The sequence below is a fragment of the Priestia sp. JV24 genome (assembly GCF_025910025.1).
GTDB lineage: Bacteria > Bacillota > Bacilli > Bacillales > Bacillaceae_H > Priestia > Priestia megaterium.
This window is the reverse complement of the sequence record NZ_JAPCIN010000020.1, coordinates 156,208-172,713: the sequence shown is the minus strand read 5'-3', so window position 1 is coordinate 172,713 and position 16,506 is coordinate 156,208. Positions and strand designations below refer to the sequence as shown.

Genomic DNA, 16,506 nt, shown 5'->3' with positions numbered 1-16,506 from the left:
CTATAATAAGCAGTTTTTTCGTTGCAAGAGGAGGAATTGGAGATGAAGTCCGTAAGAGAAATTCAGCTGACACCCTATAATATCGCGTGGGAAAAGAAATTTTCAAAAGAAGCTGCCACCTTAACAACTATAATGTCAGCTCAAGTTTTAGAGGTTCATCATATCGGAAGCACTGCTGTTCCCGGCTTAAGCGCAAAACCGATTATTGATTTACTTATTGAAGTGAAAGATATAAAGAAAGTAGATACATATAATCAGAGGATGGAGCAGCTTGGTTACGAAGCGAAAGGTGAAAACGGCATAAAAGGAAGACGATACTTCCAAAAAGGCGGAAATGAAAGAACGCACCATGTTCATATTTATGAAAAAGGTCATCCAGAAATTAATCGGCATATATGGTTTCGAGATTATCTGCGAACTCACCCTGATACAGCAAAAGAATACGAAACGTTGAAAATAGAACTAGCGCATCGTTATCGCTTTGAACCAGAAAAATATGTGGAAAATAAAACGAATTTTATTCATAAAATAGATGTGCTAGCTTTAAAATGGAGAAAGGGAAGCAGCAATAAGAATAGGAAAGATGATCTTAGATAAAAAGGAGGAACGAGCTTGACTCCAGTTCTAAATCGACAGACAAATACAGGAAAAAAGAAAAAAACAATATGGATCAGCCTGATATCCTTTGTTATTCTTTGTTTTGTACTTTGTACGGCAATTTCTCTTTATGTAGGCATAAGCCTGACAAAACTAGATAAAAATCCTGCTGTGAAAAATCCTGGTGATTACGGCATGTACTATAGCAATCAAGTATTTTTGAGCAAAGACGGAATAACCCATTTAAAAGGATGGATGATTGAACCAACGGAACAGCCAAAAGCGACCATTATTATGTCACATGGATACGGAAATAACCGTGAAGCACAAGGAGCTGGCTTTCTGCCGCTGAGTAAGGAATTTGTAAAAGCGGGATATCGAGTAGTCATGTTTGACTTTAGAGATTCAGGAGACTCAGAAGGAAATCAAACAACGATTGGTGTAAAAGAACAGCTCGATTTATTAGGCGTTATTCAGAAAATGAAAGAAACAACAAAAGAGCCAATTGTGCTCTACGGCATTTCAATGGGAGCAGCTACTTCTTTATTAGCAGCTTCTCAAGAGGACGACGTAAAAGCGGTGGTAGCCGACAGTCCTTTTAGTGATTTAACCTCTTATTTAAAAGAAAATCTATCTGTATGGTCTCATTTACCAAACTTTCCGTTTACACCGCTAACAATTGCTATTCTTCCTGTTATTGCAGATGCAAATCCTGCTGAAGCTAGTCCTATTAAAGCAGTCGAGCATATTTACCCTCGACCAATTTTATTTATACACAGCACAGGAGATACAAAAATTCCTTACACTGAAAGTGAAAAAATGGCTAAAACGCACCCGGATGCTTTTCACTTCTGGAAAACTGATAAAGCAGAACATGTTCAAAATTATCATATATACAAAAAAGAATATGTAAAGCGCGTATTATCTTTTATTGAGCAATCACTGTAAAAAAAGAGGCTGGGACAAAAATATTTTAGACGAAATGTAAAACGAACCATTGATCAAGACTTTTGATTAGTGGTTCGTTTTTTTGTTAGGACAAACGTAGATTTCATGTGTGTAAATCTTTCTAGCTGTTGACGAAGACTCCTGCGGGAAAAGCGGAACAGGTGAGACCCCGCAGGAGCGAAAGCGACGAGGCTCAGCGGCCGCCCGCGGAAAGCGAAGTCTTGCACGGCAATCAGCTGCGGTGTCTCAAACAGTTCAGCTCATATATCCCATTTGTTCATCTTTAGATGGGATTCATTTCGTTATGTCTCAACCTCTTTTAGCCGTTGATTTTACCTTGTTCTATAAGCTCAGCATGTAAATTACGAAGAATGTAGGTTTTATAACTTTCTAGCTTTCTTCCATCGATTTTAGAGATATTGGCCGCTTTTAACTGCTGAACAAACCAGCCCTTTGAATAGATATGAGCCATTGTTAATCACTCCTTCAAAAAGATCCACTCTAAATAATTAACTATATTCATAAAAGGAACTAAAAAGAAGTGAATGAGGCAAATGAATTGACGTTCATTTTTTGCAGCGTTATACTGCTCTACAGCTACTTATAAAGGAGGAAATGAACAATGAGTAAACAGTATATAAACGTAAATGGCGTTAATTTGCACTACATAAGCAAGGGACAAGGAGATCTTATGCTATTTCTTCATGGGTTTCCTGACTTCTCGCATATTTGGCGACACCAGATAGATGAATTTTCTAATGATTTTCACACAGTTGCTTTGGATTTAAGAGGATATAATCTATCTGAAAAGCCAAGCGGACTAGAATCATACGAAATTGATGTATTAGTAGAAGATATTCGCCAAGTGATTGAAGGTTTAGGATATAGCTCCTGCACGCTAGTTGTACACGACTGGGGAGCAGGAATCGGCTGGACATTTGCTTATCGCTACCCTGAATATGTACAAAAATTAATTGCTTTTAACGGTCCGCACCCTTATACATTTATGCGTGAGCTTAGAACAAATAAAAATCAGCAAAAAGCAAGTGAATATATGAAATGGTTTCAAAAACAAGAAGCACAGGACTATATGGAACGAGATAATTTCTCAGGTTTGCGTAAGCTTGTGATCGACCCAGGCGTAAAAAAAGGATATCTAACAGCTGATGATGTTCAAGCATACGTGAACTCTTGGGAAAATGGCTCTGTGCTGTCCATGCTAAGTTATTACCGCAACTTAAAGATTTTCACAGAAGAAGACCTTCAAAGAAAATCTTTGTTTCCGTTAGAAGAAGAAGTGTTAAACATCCCGGTACAAATTATTTGGGGAAATCAAGATCCTACTTTTATGCCTGAAAACTTAGATGGTATTGAAGAATATGTACCAAACATATCTGTTCACCGATTAGGTGAAGCATCTCATGCCCCTCAGCATGAAAAGCCTCACGAAGTAAACGACGTGATGTGGAATTTTTTAAATAAGTAAAGATAAAAAGAGGCTCAGACAAAAGTAGTTTAGGTGAAAGAAAATCCGAACGATGAATTGAAATTCTTGATAGAGAATCCAACTCGTTCGGATTTTTTTATTGCGCAGGTTTCATATATATAGTGGTTTCTAGCTGTTGATTGGAGGAAAAGGCGAAGACTCCTGCAGGAAAGACCCCGCGGGGCGCAAACGACGAGAAGGCTCAGCGGCTGCCTGCAGAAAGCGAAGTCTTGAACGGAAATCAACAGTGGTATTAAAAGTAATTCATACTAACTCATTTATCCCATTTGTTCGTCTTTAAATTGAATTTATCTTGTTCTGTCTCAATTTCTTTTTCGGTTAAATTTAAAATATTTATTCAAAAAGTGATCCAAATGAATAAGGTGTTCGTTAGGTAAATAGAAAAGGAAGTACTTCTTAAGAAAAGGCGGTTAAAAACTTTTTTAAAAAAAGTGATCTAGCTGAAGAAGGCGTTCGTTAGGTAAGTAGAAAGGGAAGGCATTCCTCACGAAAATGACATTTTTAAAAATTTTTTAAAAAAGTGATCCAACGTCACTCAGCGATCGTTTAGTAAATAGAAAGAGAATACTTCCTAAAAAGGATCATTAAATGTGAAGGAACATGAAAGTTTAATATATAGAATATTCAAAATGTTCAATCTATTTAATGGTTTAAGATGTGGTAAGAATGAAAAAAGTGGCGTACATCAACTAAAAATGAGGAGAGTGGAAAATGATGAAATTAAGTAAAAAATTAATGATCCCTGTACTAGGAGCTTCACTATTGATGCCGACTATTGCAAATGCGGAAGAAGTAAAACCAACGGCAGTAACAAAAGCTTCAGATCTACGAGCGAACTTAGACTACCTATTATCTGAACACTTTACGCTTGCCGTTGCCGCTATGACAACAGCCTATGACGGTTCTAAAGATGCTGACGCTGCGTTCAAAGCATTGGATCAAAATGCCGTCGACATGGAGCCAGCTATTGCTTCTATCTATGGTGATCAAGGAGCGGCTGAATTTGAACGAATTTTCAGAGAACACAACAATTACACAGATGATTTTGTAAAAGCAACAAAAGAAAACGACAAAGAAGCCATGGCGGAAGTAGATAAAGAAGTAGATCAATTCGTGAATGAATTTGCTGAATTTTTAAGCACTGCTACGGAAGGTAAACTACCTGAAGATGCAGCAAAAGAAGCGCTTCGCGTGCACGAATATCAAGTAAAAGAAACGTTTGAAGATTATGTAGAAGGTGACTATGAGGCAGCCGCGAAGACATACCGCGAAGGATATCAGCAAATGTTCGCAATTAGTAAAGCGTTATCAAATGCAATCGTAACGCAAATGCCTGATAAATTCGACAATACAAAAGTAGATACACCAGCAGCAGATTTACGTTCTTCATTAAACAGCTTAGCAGCAGAACATTTTGCTCTAGCAACAATGGGAATGGAAAAAGGGTTTAACGGTTCAAAAGATTACGACTATGTTAGCTGGTTAGAAAATGCTAACACAGCAGATTTTAAAGCTGCAATTGGCTCAGTATATGGCGATGAAGGAGCTGCACAATTCGAAAAAATTTGGCAAGGAGATCACATCAATGCCCAAGCTGAATTAGTAAGTGCACAAGTAAAAGGCGATGAAGCAGGAGAAAAAGCTGCAAAAGATAAGCTCCATAAATTCGCGCAAGAATTTGGTACATTCTTAGGAACAGCAACAGATGGAAACCTTCCAACTGCAGACGCACAGGCAGCTATAAAAGCACACGAAGATACGGTTATTAAAACATTTGAACAATATGCATCCGGTGACTACGCTGGAAGTTATGATACGTATCGTGAAGGGTATAAATTAATGTTTGGTGTTGGCCAAGCTTTAGGTGAAGCAATCGTAAAACAAAACCCCGATAAGTTTGCTGAAACAGCTATGCCAACAGATATGCCGAAAACAGGTATGGGCGGGGCATCTGAATCAACGATGAACCCACTAACAGCGATCTATATTGCACTAGGTTCGTTAGCTGTGTTAACAGCTGGAGTGATTTTACGCAAGAAACCAGTAAGCAAATAATATTTTTTCTCCTTTTCCTTATGATTTACAAGTCAAGAGTCCTGAAAAAAAGAAGAGAGGTTGTTCTCTCTTCTTTTTTATAAACAGCTGTGAAATGAGGTGACGATGTGAAAAAAGCGATTGTTCTCGCCTACTGTATATTAAGTTTAGTCCTGCTTGTTAGCGGGGGACTATATTTTAAAGAACAAATGGTAGAAGCCAAAGAAACAAAGCAACAGGCTGCAGCTAAGCAAAAAGAAAAAGAAGCACAATCAAAGGATCTAAAAAGCCGGGTAACGCTGGAAGAAGAATTTGCTGTACTAAAAAAGCATAAAACAGAAGCCAAACAGTTAAACAAAGAATTTAAAGGAATCATTCCTGAAAAAATGTCCATTCCTGCTGTTCATGTGGAGGCTTCAATTGAACAAGTAGGAGTATTAGACAGCGGTGAAATGGCAGCTCCATCTACAGAAAATGGAGTTGCTTGGTTTGAACCAGGAGCTAAACCTGGCGTAAAAGGAAATGCTGTATTAGCAGGACACGTAGACAGTAAAACCGGCCCTGCAGTCTTTTACAACCTAAAAAACTTAAAAAAAGACGATGAAATTACCGTCAGAGATGCACAGGGAACCACGCTTACTTTTGTTGTTAAACGTATAAAAAGCTATCCGCGAGATAAGGCACCTCTAAACGAAATTTTTGGGTACAGCAACAAACGTAATTTAAATTTAATTACGTGCACAGGCACGTTTGACCGTGCGGAAGGAACCCATCAAGAGAGGTTAGTTGTCTATACAGAACTAAAAGCTGACCAAGCAAAAGAATTGGAGCGTGAAGCAAATGCACCACAAACTCCTACACATGTAAAGATGAGTGGTAATTTGCTTACGTGGTACGCGGTACCAGAAGGTAATATTATCGGCTACCGAATTTATAAAAAGAATCCAGGCGGAACATTTGTCCATATTGGCAGCGTTTCGGAATTTGAGCGAAAAAGCTTTGCTGACTCCGACGCATCTCAAGCTCGTTACTATGTAACAGCTGTTAATGAGTCAGGAAAAGAGTCCGCTCCGTCTAGTATAGCGAAATAACAAAAAGCTCTCCTTAAACGGAGAGCTTTTTGTTATTTTTGATTGTCGATTAAAAAGATATCTTCTGCCTTTCTATTTATCTAAATGCTATTAGTTTTAATAGATAAATAAAAATTCCTTAAAAATAATACTTGAATAATATAAATATTCAGATTATTATGTACTAATAGTCTTTTTGGTAATTAAAAGGAAAAACCTAAAAAGAATCTAAACGAAAAAGGAGAGAAAGCATGGCACAACCTAATTTGCAGACAGAGCAAAAATCATATCCAACAACTTTTCTAGACAAACTATTAGGAAGAGTAGAAGCAATCGGAAACAAACTACCTGATCCTTTTATTTTGTTTGTATGTCTAGCGCTTATTATCGTAGTAGCATCTGTTGCTATTAATAGTATCGGAGTAACGGTGGTCCATCCCGGTACTAATAAGACTCTTCCAATTAAAAGTTTGTTGTCGCACGAAGGCATTCAGTATATCTTAACATCGATGCTGACCAATTTCACTGAATTTAAGCCCCTAGGACTTGTACTTGCTATGATGCTTGGAGTCGGACTTGCAGAAAAAGTAGGTCTGCTTGAAGTGGCCATAAAGAAAACGATTTTAAATGCTCCAAAAGCTCTTATTACATACGCCATCATTTTTACAGGAATTATGGCCAACTTAGCGGCAGATGCTGCTTTTGTCATCGTGCCTCCTCTTGCCGCAATGATTTTTTATACAGTAGGAAGGCACCCGCTTGCTGGATTAGCAGCAGGATTTGCTGGGGTGGGATCAGGCTTTACAGCGAATCTTATTATATCCGGAACCGACGGATTGTTATCAGGCATTTCTACTGAAGCTGCTAAAACAATTGACCCAAGCGCTGCTGTCAGTCCTGCAGCAAACTGGTATTTCATGGCGGCTTCTGTATTTGTTTTGACCGTTATAGGAGCGATGGTCACCGAAAAGATTGTCGAACCTAGGCTGGGCAATTATAAAGGAAAAAAACGCAATGATTTTGGTGAAATTAGTGAGGCAGAAGCAAAAGGGTTAAAAAACAGTATCGTTGCTACATGTATTTATGTCGCTGTACTAGCTGTTTTCTTATTTTGGCCCAACTCTCCTCTACGAAATGAAGACGGTGGAATTGTTCCATCTCCTTTTTTAGATGGTATCATTCCGATCACGCTGCTGTTTTTTGTAGTAGTTGGCTCTGTTTACGGAATAACAGTAGGGAAAATCAAAAGTTCTAGAGATGTACCCGCTTATATGACTGATTCGATGAAAGATATGGCTAGCTATATTGTCCTTATTTTTGCGGCTGCTCAATTTATCGCTTACTTTAATTGGACTAATATTGGAACGTGGATTGCAGTAGAAGGAGCGGATGCATTAAAAGCACTAAATCTAACTGGACTTCCAGTTGTGGTTGGTTTTGTATTTTTAACTGTTGTTCTAAGCCTTCTTATTTTTAGCGGCTCCGCTCAATGGGCACTAGAAGCACCTATTTTTATTCCATTGTTCATGCTGTTAGGCTACAACCCTGGATTTATTCAAGCGGCATACCGAATAGCGGATTCTTCCACGAATGTAATCACTCCTTTAAATCCATATATGATTGTTATTTTAGCCTTTATGAAAGAATACGAGCCTAAGGCAGGGCTTGGCACAATTATTTCACTTATGCTTCCTTATACTCTAGCTTTTTTAGGGATTTGGATTGTTATGTTGCTTATTTTTGCTATATTCGGTATTCCTCTGGGGCCTGGTGTATATATGTATTTGTAAAGAAAAATCCTCTTCTACTCCAAGAAGAGGATTTTTTATGTCAGAAAATATAACACGAATAAAAAATAGTTCAGCTTATGTGTACGTAGGAGAATACATAAGAAAAAGAAAACACTATAAAAAACAAAATTTTTCTGAATAAATTTGCAAAAAGTAGTTGCTAAATACATATAAATCAAATATGATAGTAAACATAACAAAAGATGTTATATAATCTAACATTAGATTCAGGGGTTATTTATTCGTACTTAAGGGGGAAATCATCATGCAAATGGGCGATTCAGTATTTATGTTTTTTTCAGCATTATTGGTTTGGATTATGACACCAGCTATTGCATTGTTTTACGGGGGCATGGTTCGAAGTAAAAACATGTTAAGTACCGCGATGTATAGCGTAGGTTCCTTAGCTGTTATATCCGTTCTTTGGATAGTAGCAGGCTATTCGTTAGCTTTTTCGACCGGTGGCAATGCTTTTATTGGTAACTTGGACTGGGTGGGATTAAAAGGAGTCGGGTTCACTCCAAACGGGGACTACAGTGCTACGATCCCGCATAATATGTTTATGATGTTTCAGCTGACATTTGCTGTACTAACAGTAGCTATTATCTCTGGGGCTTTTGCAGAGCGCATGAAGTTTTCAGCATTTATCTTATTTGCTATCCTATGGTCATTATTTGTATATGCACCAGTTGCACACTGGGTTTGGGGAGTTGGCGGCTGGCTTCGTGAACTAGGAGCTATTGACTTTGCCGGAGGAAACGTCGTTCACATTTCGTCAGGCGTAGCAGGATTAGTTCTAGCTCTTGTTGTTGGAAAACGAAAAAATGCCGATGCCGCAGCACCTCACAATTTACCGTTAACTCTTTTAGGCGGAATGCTGATTTGGTTCGGGTGGTTTGGTTTTAACGTTGGAAGTTCTTTAACTATTAACAGCGTTGCAATGACGGCTTTTATTAACACGAATACAGCGGCAGCAACAGGAATTATCGGCTGGCTTGTAGTAGAGTGGATTATCAATAAAAAACCTACGCTGCTTGGAGCCGTTTCGGGAGCAATTGCTGGACTTGTAGCTATCACACCAGCTTGTGGATTCGTTACACCGTTTGCTTCTATTGTAATTGGTTTTATCGGCGGAGCGGTTTGTTTCTGGGGTATCTTCTCACTTAAAAAGAAAATCGGTTACGACGATGCGTTAGATGCATTTGGTCTTCACGGTATTGGGGGAACGTGGGGAGGTATCGCAACAGGTTTATTTGCCACAACTTCTGTAAATGACGCCGGTGCGAATGGTTTATTCTACGGAGATCCAAGTCTACTTTGGAAACAGCTGGTGGCTATCGTAGCAACGTATCTATTTGTCGGCATTGCTACATTCATTATTGTTAAAGTGGTTGGATTAATCGTATCTCTGCGTGCGACACAAGAAGAAGAAACGCTTGGGCTTGATATTACGCTGCACGGTGAAAGAGCGTATCACGAATCGAATATGTAAAAGGGGTGGGCACAGTGAGTGATGTTTTAACAAAAATTGAAATTATTACACGCCCTTCAAAGTTTGAAGAGCTTAAGCAAGAACTAGCGAAAATTGGCGTTAGCGGTATCACAGTTACAGATGCGCTGGGATGCGGGTTGCAAAAAGGCATTACGGAACTTTATAGAGGCGTTAAAAAACAAGACAATATGCACGCACGAATTAAAGTAGAAATTGTGGTGTGCGAAGTTCCAGTATCTGACGTTGTTGATAAAGCAAGAAAAGTACTAAATACAGGTCAGCCTGGAGATGGGAAAATATTTATCTATGAATTAAAAAATGCGATTAAGATCCGAACAGGGGAAGAGGGATCACAGGCATTACGAAATAATAGTTAAAGTCGGGGAGAAGTAGAAAACAAAGGGTCACATATAAGAGGCTTGGACAAAAGTATGTTAGCCAAAGTGAAAAACGAACCGTTAGTCAACATGTTTGATTAACGGTTCGTTTTCTTTGTTATGTTAAACATACATCTGTTTCGTTCCTTCTAGCAGCTGATTGGAAAGAAAGGCGAAGACTCCTGTAGGAAAAGCGGAACAGACGAGACCCCACAGGAGCGCAAGCGACTGCCCGCGGAAAGCGAAGTCTTGCGCAGAAATCAATGGCGGTGTCATAAGCAGTTCAGCTCACGTATCTCATTTGTTAGCCTTTAGATTGGATTCATTTCGTTATGTCCCAGCCTCTTTTTTAGGTTAAATAGGTGCAAAGCATGTTTTCGTAGGGTGACATGCTTTTTGTTCCATGTACTAGCCATTGGGCGAACACTTATGATGAACCCTACTATGCTTATGCTAGATGAACCTTCTACGGGGCTTGCTCCTATCATTGTAGAACAAATATTTGAAATCATTATAGAATTAAATAAAAGCGGAATGACCATTTTACTCGTTGAACAAAACGCTTATCAAGCACTGCAAATCGCACACCGAGGCTATGTGATTCAAACGGGAGAAATTATTCTACAAGGAAAAGGGACGGAATTAATTCATAATGAAAAAATAAAAGAAGCTTATTTAGCTTAAAAAACAAGGGATGATTTGGATAAAGCAGGCAAGCATTGCTATTATCTGGTTTAGTTTCTTAATTAAGTAGGGAACATTTAAAATAAGATTATTGAATAAGTGAGTAATTAGGCAACCCCCTAGATGAAAGAAATGATTCAATTTAAAGCTTTTTTATAAAAAACAAAAAAAGTTGAAACTTTTTTCATTAAAAAACGTTTATAAAGTAATAGAAAAAAATGGGTACGGTTATTTACACTCAAAAAGGAAGTGAGAGCGTGGCGACGCTGAAAACTAATTATTTGACTGACTTATGCTTAATCTATAGAGAAAGTCAATTTTATGTACTGCAAATACCTAGTTTCTACAAAAAAATGGCTAGCAAATACTTTCAGTTTCAGCCTCAAGAAAAAATTATCGCGTATTTACACAGCTCTTTTATAGCAGGCCTAGATAAAAGGGGAATTTGCCTTACAAATAAGGGGATTTACTGGAAAAGCAGAGGGATGAAAAAAGGAAAAATGTTATGGGAAGAGTTCGCTAACATTCAATCCATTACCATTCGAAAAGAAGAAATGATTTGTTTTAATGACGTGGAGAAATTTCAAGTCAATCAAAATGATTATTCAGCTAGAAAGCTAGTATCTCTATTAAAAAAAATCAAGAAATTTATTCGCACTCATTCCCATGAATATATGTGTCAAGACTATATATATCCGTGTGTATCCTCAAAAGAATTAACTTCTATTTGTTCATCTTTTCAAATTCATCAAACCCCTGATCCAAAAGATGTGTTGTCGGTAGAAGGACAGCTATGTGAAGAAGTTGAAAAAGAGATGAGAAACAGGCTCTACTTACCTGCTAAAGAAAAAATTGTAGCTCATTTAAATACATATCCTCTTCAAAAAACCGAAGGGATTACCGTTTGTTCTAAAGGAATTTATTTCTCAAAATCTTTTAAAACAGTTTACTACCCTTGGCACTTATTTCGCCACGTGAGTATTTCAGTGGAAACCGAGGAATTAAAAATTGCTAAAAAACATTCGTTATCTCTCAACTCAGCTGCCGTGTCAAGCGGGGAAGTAATGCTGTTTCTGAAACAGATTAAACAACATGTGCAGGCTTTGCATGAAAAAGAAGTCGACATTAAACCAGATAATAAGTTTGCATGGAAAATGTTAATTTAAAAAACAGGTTACGCGTAATCTGTTTTTTTATTTTGTAGTTCTTTAGAATCATTTATTTAGAATGTTGAAAGACATCATACAAGTAAACAAGACTAGAATATTGGAAGTTAAGAAATTTTTTCCATGACTATAAGGTTAATTTTACCAAAAATTCTTTCCTGTTTGGATAATTATGCTAAAATAGAGCTCGAGTTTATTTTAAGGAGCTGACAACAAGATGGAACGTAATTATTCAATTGATTTTATTAAGTTTTTTGCTACAGTGTTTGTGGTTTGTATTCATGTTAATCCATCACATGACGATTTCTTTTTAGGGAACCAGGAAAATGTGCTAGATGTCATTGTTGACACATTTGCACGATTCGCGGTTCCTTTTTTCTTTATTGTATCAGGTTATTTGTTTATGAATAAAATCCAAAAGCATCCAAAGCCTTCTGCATACTTAAAAAAATACACGTGGAATATTTCAAAGCTTTATGCATGTTGGTTCATCTTTTATTTATTGTTTGGTGTAGTTCTGCGCTTATTTCAGAACCACGGAACATTAGCAGAACGAAAAGATGCAGTAGCTGATTATTTAACATCATCCATCACATTCAAAGATATTTTTTATTATGGAAGTGACACAAGCGGATTTCAGCTTTGGTACTTGATTGCATTAATTTGGGCTGTTGTCATCGTTTTCTTATTTCAACGATGGAAAAAGATTGGCTTATTAATGTTTATCAGCACCGTATTATATGTAACTGGGTTATTTGGGCAGTCTTATTCTTTATTTTTTCCACTTTCTTTTCAAACGAGAGATGCCCTGTTCTTTGGTTTGTTCTATACAGTATTAGGAGCTATGTTTGCCCTTTATGGTAAGCAAATTCTGTCAGTATTAAACGCAAGGCCAATGATTTATTTAGCCAGCTTTTTTGTGTTTTCAGCGTTAGAGATCGTCGAACGTTACTGGTTGGTTAATATCCAGCATAGCAAGCCCGGAGACTACTTTATTTCTACGATTTTTTTATCGGCATCATTGTTTTTATTCGTATTGAGCAGTCCAAGTCTTGGCAAAAACTCATTTTTTTCAAAAGTTGGGAAAAATTCAGTTGGCATTTATGTAGTGCATATATGTATATTAAATGAGACCTATCGATTGCTTCGTTCTATAGATTCTTCTTTCTTTACGAATAGTGTCGTTGCCTACGTACTCATCGTTCCAGCAGTTTTTTGGTGCTCGTACTATTTATATAGAGGAATTCAATGGACAAAGGGAAAATTACATGTAAAGCCGCACAAACATTCATTTACAAAGCTACAGCATAAATAAAAAGAGCTGGCTAACTAAGCCAGCTCTTTTTATGATGCAATAGCGTACAAAAGCTGCCTTTGCAGTTGAGGGGATAAAGAAATATTTTGATACAATTCGTAAATATGATGTTCGTTCCGGTGATAACAAATCCAATCCTTGTATGTTCCTTTTAAGAAGATGCGAAAAAACACGATTCGCTTATTCGTGCCGCCTGTTTTTAATTCAATTTTCAAATCATCTGTTTCTAATGTATACTGTACTGTAGAAGAGGAAAGAGCAAGTTTAGTTGTTTTTTTACTTGTTTTAATGAATTCGGCAAGTTCAATGATCTTCATTTTTTTACCTCACTCTATTGTAAATTAGGGGTATCTTATAGGTATGATGTATACAAAGAAAATAGAATCGTTTTTTTATAGTTTAGAAGAATGATCTTCAGCCCCTTCGTTAAGGGATTTTTATAAAAGGTTGACGTTTTCTTTGAATACAAATAAAATGCATATTAAGAAGTATTTCCCTCATTGTAACTACAGAAAAAGAAGAATTAAGGGGGCTCAATATGTTGACTGACTTAGTTGTAAGTCAAAAAGTAGTCAAGGTAAATGAATTTACTGTTGTAGGAGTGCCTATTCGAACAGATGAACCTGTGGAAGAAACGGGCACAGGTCTTATTCCAGAGCACTGGCAGACTTTTTATAAACAACAGTTAGCTAATAAAATTGCCAATAAAGTAAATGGTAATACATTTGCTCTTTATACAGAATTTGAATATGATCAAAAAATGGATTTTACATTTGCTCTCGGATATGAAGTTTTACCCGGCGGCGAACTGAAAGATGATATGAGAGAGTTCATCATCCCGGAAGGTGAATACATGGTGTTTACAACAGCTGTTGGGCCAGCTAGACAGGTAGTCGTAGAGGCTTGGGCTTATATTCGCGAGTGGGCTAAAAAAAATCATCGTGCCTATAAAATAGATTTTGAATTATATGATGAACGCTGTATTGATCCTGAGTACAGTCAAGTTGATATTTATGTTTCAATTTAATAGCTAGTTTTGCTAAGTAGTTAAGATGCAGAGAAACGTTTTTGCTGCGTTCTTACTTTTAACGATAGGAATAAAAAGGGGTTTAGCGAGAGTGATCAGCAACGATTTATTACAAGCTTTAAAAGACGGATATAAACAGAGAATTAAATGGGTACTTATAAGTCAAATGGCACTGTTCATCACCGTAGCAGTCATACTTGTATCAAATTTTGTCACTAAATTTTCGTTTAACCAATTAAGCTTTATTTTTGTTTTGGTTAGTATAAGTTCGCTGTTATCAGGGGTAGAGCATGTATTGTTAAAACGTGAGAAGTGGCAATGGATTTTTGATTTTATTTTAGCTGCTTTTTTTATTGGTTTATCTATTTTTTTACACCGTTAAAGCGCCTGGTTCAGCGCTTTTTTATTTTGAGCAGCTCGGCACGCAATTTTCGGGCCTTTCTAGTATAAACAAAACAAAACTAGGTATTTATGACGAAAATAGTCAGAAAATTTAGTAAAAAAGTCTTGTATCTTGTCTTTATTTCGATTATGATAAGTTTACACCCTTCGTATTCACTCCTTTGGATGTCAGTACCTCTATTTTTACACTACAGAAAAGAGGTGAAGTCATTTCTTCAGTTTTCTTGCTAGCCTGCATACTAACCCTTTTAGCTATTTTATTTAGTAGCAACTACCCTCAAAATTAAAGGAGAGATCCGCGCTTATGTCAAAAGCTCCTGTAAAAAACGAAATTGAACTTCAACTATCTGAAACGCACTTTTTTCAACTGCTTGATTTAATTTATTTAGGTAACTGGATGGTCACAGCATGTTCTGGAGTGGAAGATGAGCATGCACAAGAATATACGGATGTAGAAAAACAAATGTTTTCTCATGCAGAGCCTTTCCTTGAAAAAGGACCTTTTCACACGCTAAACAGTGAAGTTATGTTTACAGAAGAACATGAGGATTCTCTTCAAGATATTATTGGAGAATACGATAACGAAGTGTTTTGGGAAGCGCTAGCCTATCGCATGGCTAAACGAGATGTGATAGAACAAATAGGACCCATTAAAGAAATAAAAAATGAAGTTTTTATGCAAATTTTTCATCGAGAAATGGAGTATATACGAGAGTTTGAGACAAATGGAATTAAACGAATAACCATACCTCCTTTGCAGTAAAGGAGACAAATCGGCTTTCAAATTTGAAGGCCGATTTGCTGTTAAGCTGAAGCTTTTCTATTCCGTCTGAGAGGCGGGAAAGATCGGTATGTAAAGCTCCGCCATAACCATTCACACGGACCGTAATAGAAATAATAAAGCCACCACTTATTAAAAAAAAGCTGGAGTGTATATATAATGAGACAAATAATCGTGCTTTCTGTTAAGGTAAGAGTTCCGTATAAACCAAAGTCTCTAACCATCCACAGGCAAATTAAAGTTTGGCTAAGGTAAGTTGTTAATGCCATTGTTCCACTATACTTAAAAAGACCCAGCATCGAAGCGTAAGGAGAAAATTGCAGGAATAACAGTAAGGTGGTAAGATAAAAAAAACATAGAAAAATGCCGCTCAAACTTGTAAAAAGGTGAATGGCCGACTGCTGATAGAGTCCATATTTTAAAATTTCTAGTTTTAAGATAGCGAGAATGATAGTTAAAGTAAAACCTGCTGCCCCTGTTATTAACTGAATTTTCTTAAAAAAGGAACGATTTTGTTCGATACTATGTACTAATTCTTTTTTAGCAGTATATAAGCCAAATAAAAACATAGAAAATACGGGAAAGATAGAAAACGGTAGATTTAATAGCATAGGTACCACTTCAACATTCAAACGATAAAACAGCCAAGATAAATAGTCTGCTTGCCTGTAGGTGGATAAATATTGGACTAAGGCATGTTCATGTAAAACCTTATACTCCAACTGAGCCTCCTGCAAGACGTGGGCTGGAATAAAAAACTGCATGCAAGCCAAAAGATAAAAAAAGCATAGCAAGCCTATTGCCCACAGCAAAATCGTCTTGGTTTTTTGATTATAAAAAAACAACAATAAAAAACCGCCAATAGCATACACATGCAAAATGTCTCCATACCAGAAAAAGACAAGATGAAAAAGCCCGATTAATAGCAAAGAAGCCATTCTTCTTGACCATAAAGCAGCGGCAAAGTAATGCTTTTCTTCAGCTCTACGCAAAAAGATTCCGCATCCAAGTCCAAATAAAAAAGAAAAAATCGTAAAAAACTTTCCTTGAACAAACAGCAGCAGGAATAAATCAATATAAGCATCGATTCCTTTATATTCATAAGGAATATCGTACATTTGAAAAATAAATATCGGACAAGCAAAAGCAGGGATATTTACTAAGAAAATGCCTAGCAAAGCAATACCCCGAATAATATCAAGAACAACAAGGCGTTCGTTAAGGGGAAGTGGAGAAGGATTCATCACTGTCGCTCCTTTTTGTTAGATATGTACATCTTAACACGGCAATGGCGAAAAAATAGGGGGGAATATAAA

The 16,506-nt window shown here is 37.0% G+C and carries 18 protein-coding genes and 1 pseudogene; 16 read left to right on the top strand and 3 right to left on the bottom strand.

The window, feature by feature from the left end; translation table 11 throughout:
- Positions 1-42: 42 nt before the first annotated feature.
- From OK414_RS15885 to OK414_RS15875, 3 genes are all read left to right on the top strand, one after another.
- The gene (locus OK414_RS15885) at positions 43-597 is read left to right on the top strand and encodes a GrpB family protein (RefSeq protein WP_034650940.1); all 555 of its coding nucleotides are present in this window, start codon (positions 43-45) and stop codon (positions 595-597) included.
- A gap of 15 nt (positions 598-612) precedes the next feature.
- Positions 613-1,545 (top strand): alpha/beta hydrolase, encoded by a 933-nt coding sequence (locus OK414_RS15880; RefSeq protein ID WP_095379368.1) that lies wholly within the window; start codon positions 613-615, stop codon positions 1,543-1,545.
- Positions 1,546-1,660: 115 nt separating this feature from the next.
- Positions 1,661-1,906 carry a hypothetical protein gene (locus OK414_RS15875; protein WP_263045364.1) on the top strand — a complete coding sequence of 82 codons (246 nt, stop codon included), beginning with the start codon at positions 1,661-1,663 and terminating at the stop codon, positions 1,904-1,906.
- On the opposite strand, the gene OK414_RS15870 is transcribed toward OK414_RS15875, so the two are convergent.
- Complete coding sequence (locus OK414_RS15870) at positions 1,865-2,017, bottom strand: YflJ family protein (protein WP_080743170.1); 153 nt, start codon at positions 2,015-2,017, stop codon at positions 1,865-1,867. The two genes, OK414_RS15875 and OK414_RS15870, sit on opposite strands and share 42 nt — an antisense overlap.
- 150 nt (positions 2,018-2,167) lie before the next feature.
- Here OK414_RS15870 and OK414_RS15865 point away from each other — a divergent pair, with 150 nt between their 5' ends.
- The 10 genes and pseudogenes from OK414_RS15865 (at position 2,168) to OK414_RS15820 (ending at position 12,980) form a co-directional block, all read left to right on the top strand.
- On the top strand, positions 2,168-3,031 hold the full coding sequence (locus OK414_RS15865) for an alpha/beta fold hydrolase (protein ID WP_034650945.1): 864 nt from the start codon (positions 2,168-2,170) through the stop codon (positions 3,029-3,031).
- A gap of 136 nt (positions 3,032-3,167) precedes the next feature.
- A complete protein-coding gene (locus OK414_RS15860) occupies positions 3,168-3,332 on the top strand; it encodes a hypothetical protein (RefSeq protein ID WP_162837685.1) in 165 nt (54 codons plus the stop codon).
- A gap of 431 nt (positions 3,333-3,763) precedes the next feature.
- Positions 3,764-5,107, top strand: coding sequence for a copper amine oxidase (locus tag OK414_RS15855; RefSeq protein WP_263045196.1), 1,344 nt, complete (start codon positions 3,764-3,766; stop codon positions 5,105-5,107).
- A 107-nt stretch (positions 5,108-5,214) separates the two neighbouring features.
- On the top strand, positions 5,215-6,177 hold the full coding sequence (locus OK414_RS15850) for a class F sortase (RefSeq protein WP_095379374.1): 963 nt from the start codon (positions 5,215-5,217) through the stop codon (positions 6,175-6,177).
- 230 nt (positions 6,178-6,407) lie between these two features.
- Positions 6,408-7,946, top strand: coding sequence for an AbgT family transporter (locus OK414_RS15845; protein WP_263045195.1), 1,539 nt, complete (start codon positions 6,408-6,410; stop codon positions 7,944-7,946).
- A 265-nt stretch (positions 7,947-8,211) separates the two neighbouring features.
- The gene (locus OK414_RS15840; RefSeq protein ID WP_034650955.1) at positions 8,212-9,438 is read left to right on the top strand and encodes an ammonium transporter; all 1,227 of its coding nucleotides are present in this window, start codon (positions 8,212-8,214) and stop codon (positions 9,436-9,438) included.
- A 14-nt stretch (positions 9,439-9,452) separates the two neighbouring features.
- A complete protein-coding gene (locus tag OK414_RS15835; RefSeq protein WP_013057611.1) occupies positions 9,453-9,815 on the top strand; it encodes a P-II family nitrogen regulator in 363 nt (120 codons plus the stop codon).
- Positions 9,816-10,220: 405 nt separating this feature from the next.
- A pseudogene (locus OK414_RS15830) lies at positions 10,221-10,499 on the top strand (ABC transporter ATP-binding protein); the annotation flags it as partial.
- Positions 10,500-10,756: 257 nt separating this feature from the next.
- The gene (locus OK414_RS15825; RefSeq protein WP_034650958.1) at positions 10,757-11,665 is read left to right on the top strand and encodes a hypothetical protein; all 909 of its coding nucleotides are present in this window, start codon (positions 10,757-10,759) and stop codon (positions 11,663-11,665) included.
- Positions 11,666-11,882: 217 nt separating this feature from the next.
- Positions 11,883-12,980, top strand: a complete 1,098-nt coding sequence (locus OK414_RS15820) for an acyltransferase (protein WP_034650961.1) — start codon at positions 11,883-11,885, stop codon at positions 12,978-12,980.
- A gap of 29 nt (positions 12,981-13,009) precedes the next feature.
- Here OK414_RS15820 and OK414_RS15815 read toward each other — a convergent pair whose 3' ends face one another.
- Positions 13,010-13,297, bottom strand: a complete 288-nt coding sequence (locus OK414_RS15815) for a hypothetical protein (RefSeq protein WP_013057603.1) — start codon at positions 13,295-13,297, stop codon at positions 13,010-13,012.
- Positions 13,298-13,518: 221 nt separating this feature from the next.
- Between OK414_RS15815 and OK414_RS15810 the strand changes: the two genes are divergently transcribed.
- The 3 genes from OK414_RS15810 to OK414_RS15800 all read left to right on the top strand — a co-directional run bounded on the left by OK414_RS15810 (position 13,519) and on the right by OK414_RS15800 (position 15,172).
- A complete protein-coding gene (locus OK414_RS15810; RefSeq protein WP_013083710.1) occupies positions 13,519-14,007 on the top strand; it encodes a GyrI-like domain-containing protein in 489 nt (162 codons plus the stop codon).
- Between the two features lie 91 nt (positions 14,008-14,098).
- Positions 14,099-14,389 (top strand): hypothetical protein, encoded by a 291-nt coding sequence (locus OK414_RS15805; protein ID WP_013057601.1) that lies wholly within the window; start codon positions 14,099-14,101, stop codon positions 14,387-14,389.
- A 324-nt stretch (positions 14,390-14,713) separates the two neighbouring features.
- Complete coding sequence (locus OK414_RS15800) at positions 14,714-15,172, top strand: hypothetical protein (RefSeq protein ID WP_016764637.1); 459 nt, start codon at positions 14,714-14,716, stop codon at positions 15,170-15,172.
- A gap of 41 nt (positions 15,173-15,213) precedes the next feature.
- Here the strand turns inward: OK414_RS15800 and OK414_RS15795 are convergent, their stop codons facing one another.
- On the bottom strand, positions 15,214-16,434 hold the full coding sequence (locus OK414_RS15795) for a DUF418 domain-containing protein (protein ID WP_263045194.1): 1,221 nt from the start codon (positions 16,432-16,434) through the stop codon (positions 15,214-15,216).
- Positions 16,435-16,506 lie beyond the last annotated feature (72 nt).

Coding starts and splice junctions, on each gene's coding strand:
- OK414_RS15885 (WP_034650940.1), top strand. CDS start 43: ATGAAGTCCGTAAGAGAAATTCAGCTGACACCCTATAATATCGCGTGG.
- OK414_RS15870 (WP_080743170.1), bottom strand. CDS start 2,017: ATGGCTCATATCTATTCAAAGGGCTGGTTTGTTCAGCAGTTAAAAGCG.
- OK414_RS15865 (WP_034650945.1), top strand. CDS start 2,168: ATGAGTAAACAGTATATAAACGTAAATGGCGTTAATTTGCACTACATA.
- OK414_RS15855 (WP_263045196.1), top strand. CDS start 3,764: ATGATGAAATTAAGTAAAAAATTAATGATCCCTGTACTAGGAGCTTCA.
- OK414_RS15845 (WP_263045195.1), top strand. CDS start 6,408: ATGGCACAACCTAATTTGCAGACAGAGCAAAAATCATATCCAACAACT.
- OK414_RS15840 (WP_034650955.1), top strand. CDS start 8,212: ATGCAAATGGGCGATTCAGTATTTATGTTTTTTTCAGCATTATTGGTT.
- OK414_RS15820 (WP_034650961.1), top strand. CDS start 11,883: ATGGAACGTAATTATTCAATTGATTTTATTAAGTTTTTTGCTACAGTG.
- OK414_RS15815 (WP_013057603.1), bottom strand. CDS start 13,297: ATGAAGATCATTGAACTTGCCGAATTCATTAAAACAAGTAAAAAAACA.
- OK414_RS15810 (WP_013083710.1), top strand. CDS start 13,519: ATGTTGACTGACTTAGTTGTAAGTCAAAAAGTAGTCAAGGTAAATGAA.
- OK414_RS15800 (WP_016764637.1), top strand. CDS start 14,714: ATGTCAAAAGCTCCTGTAAAAAACGAAATTGAACTTCAACTATCTGAA.
- OK414_RS15795 (WP_263045194.1), bottom strand. CDS start 16,434: ATGAATCCTTCTCCACTTCCCCTTAACGAACGCCTTGTTGTTCTTGAT.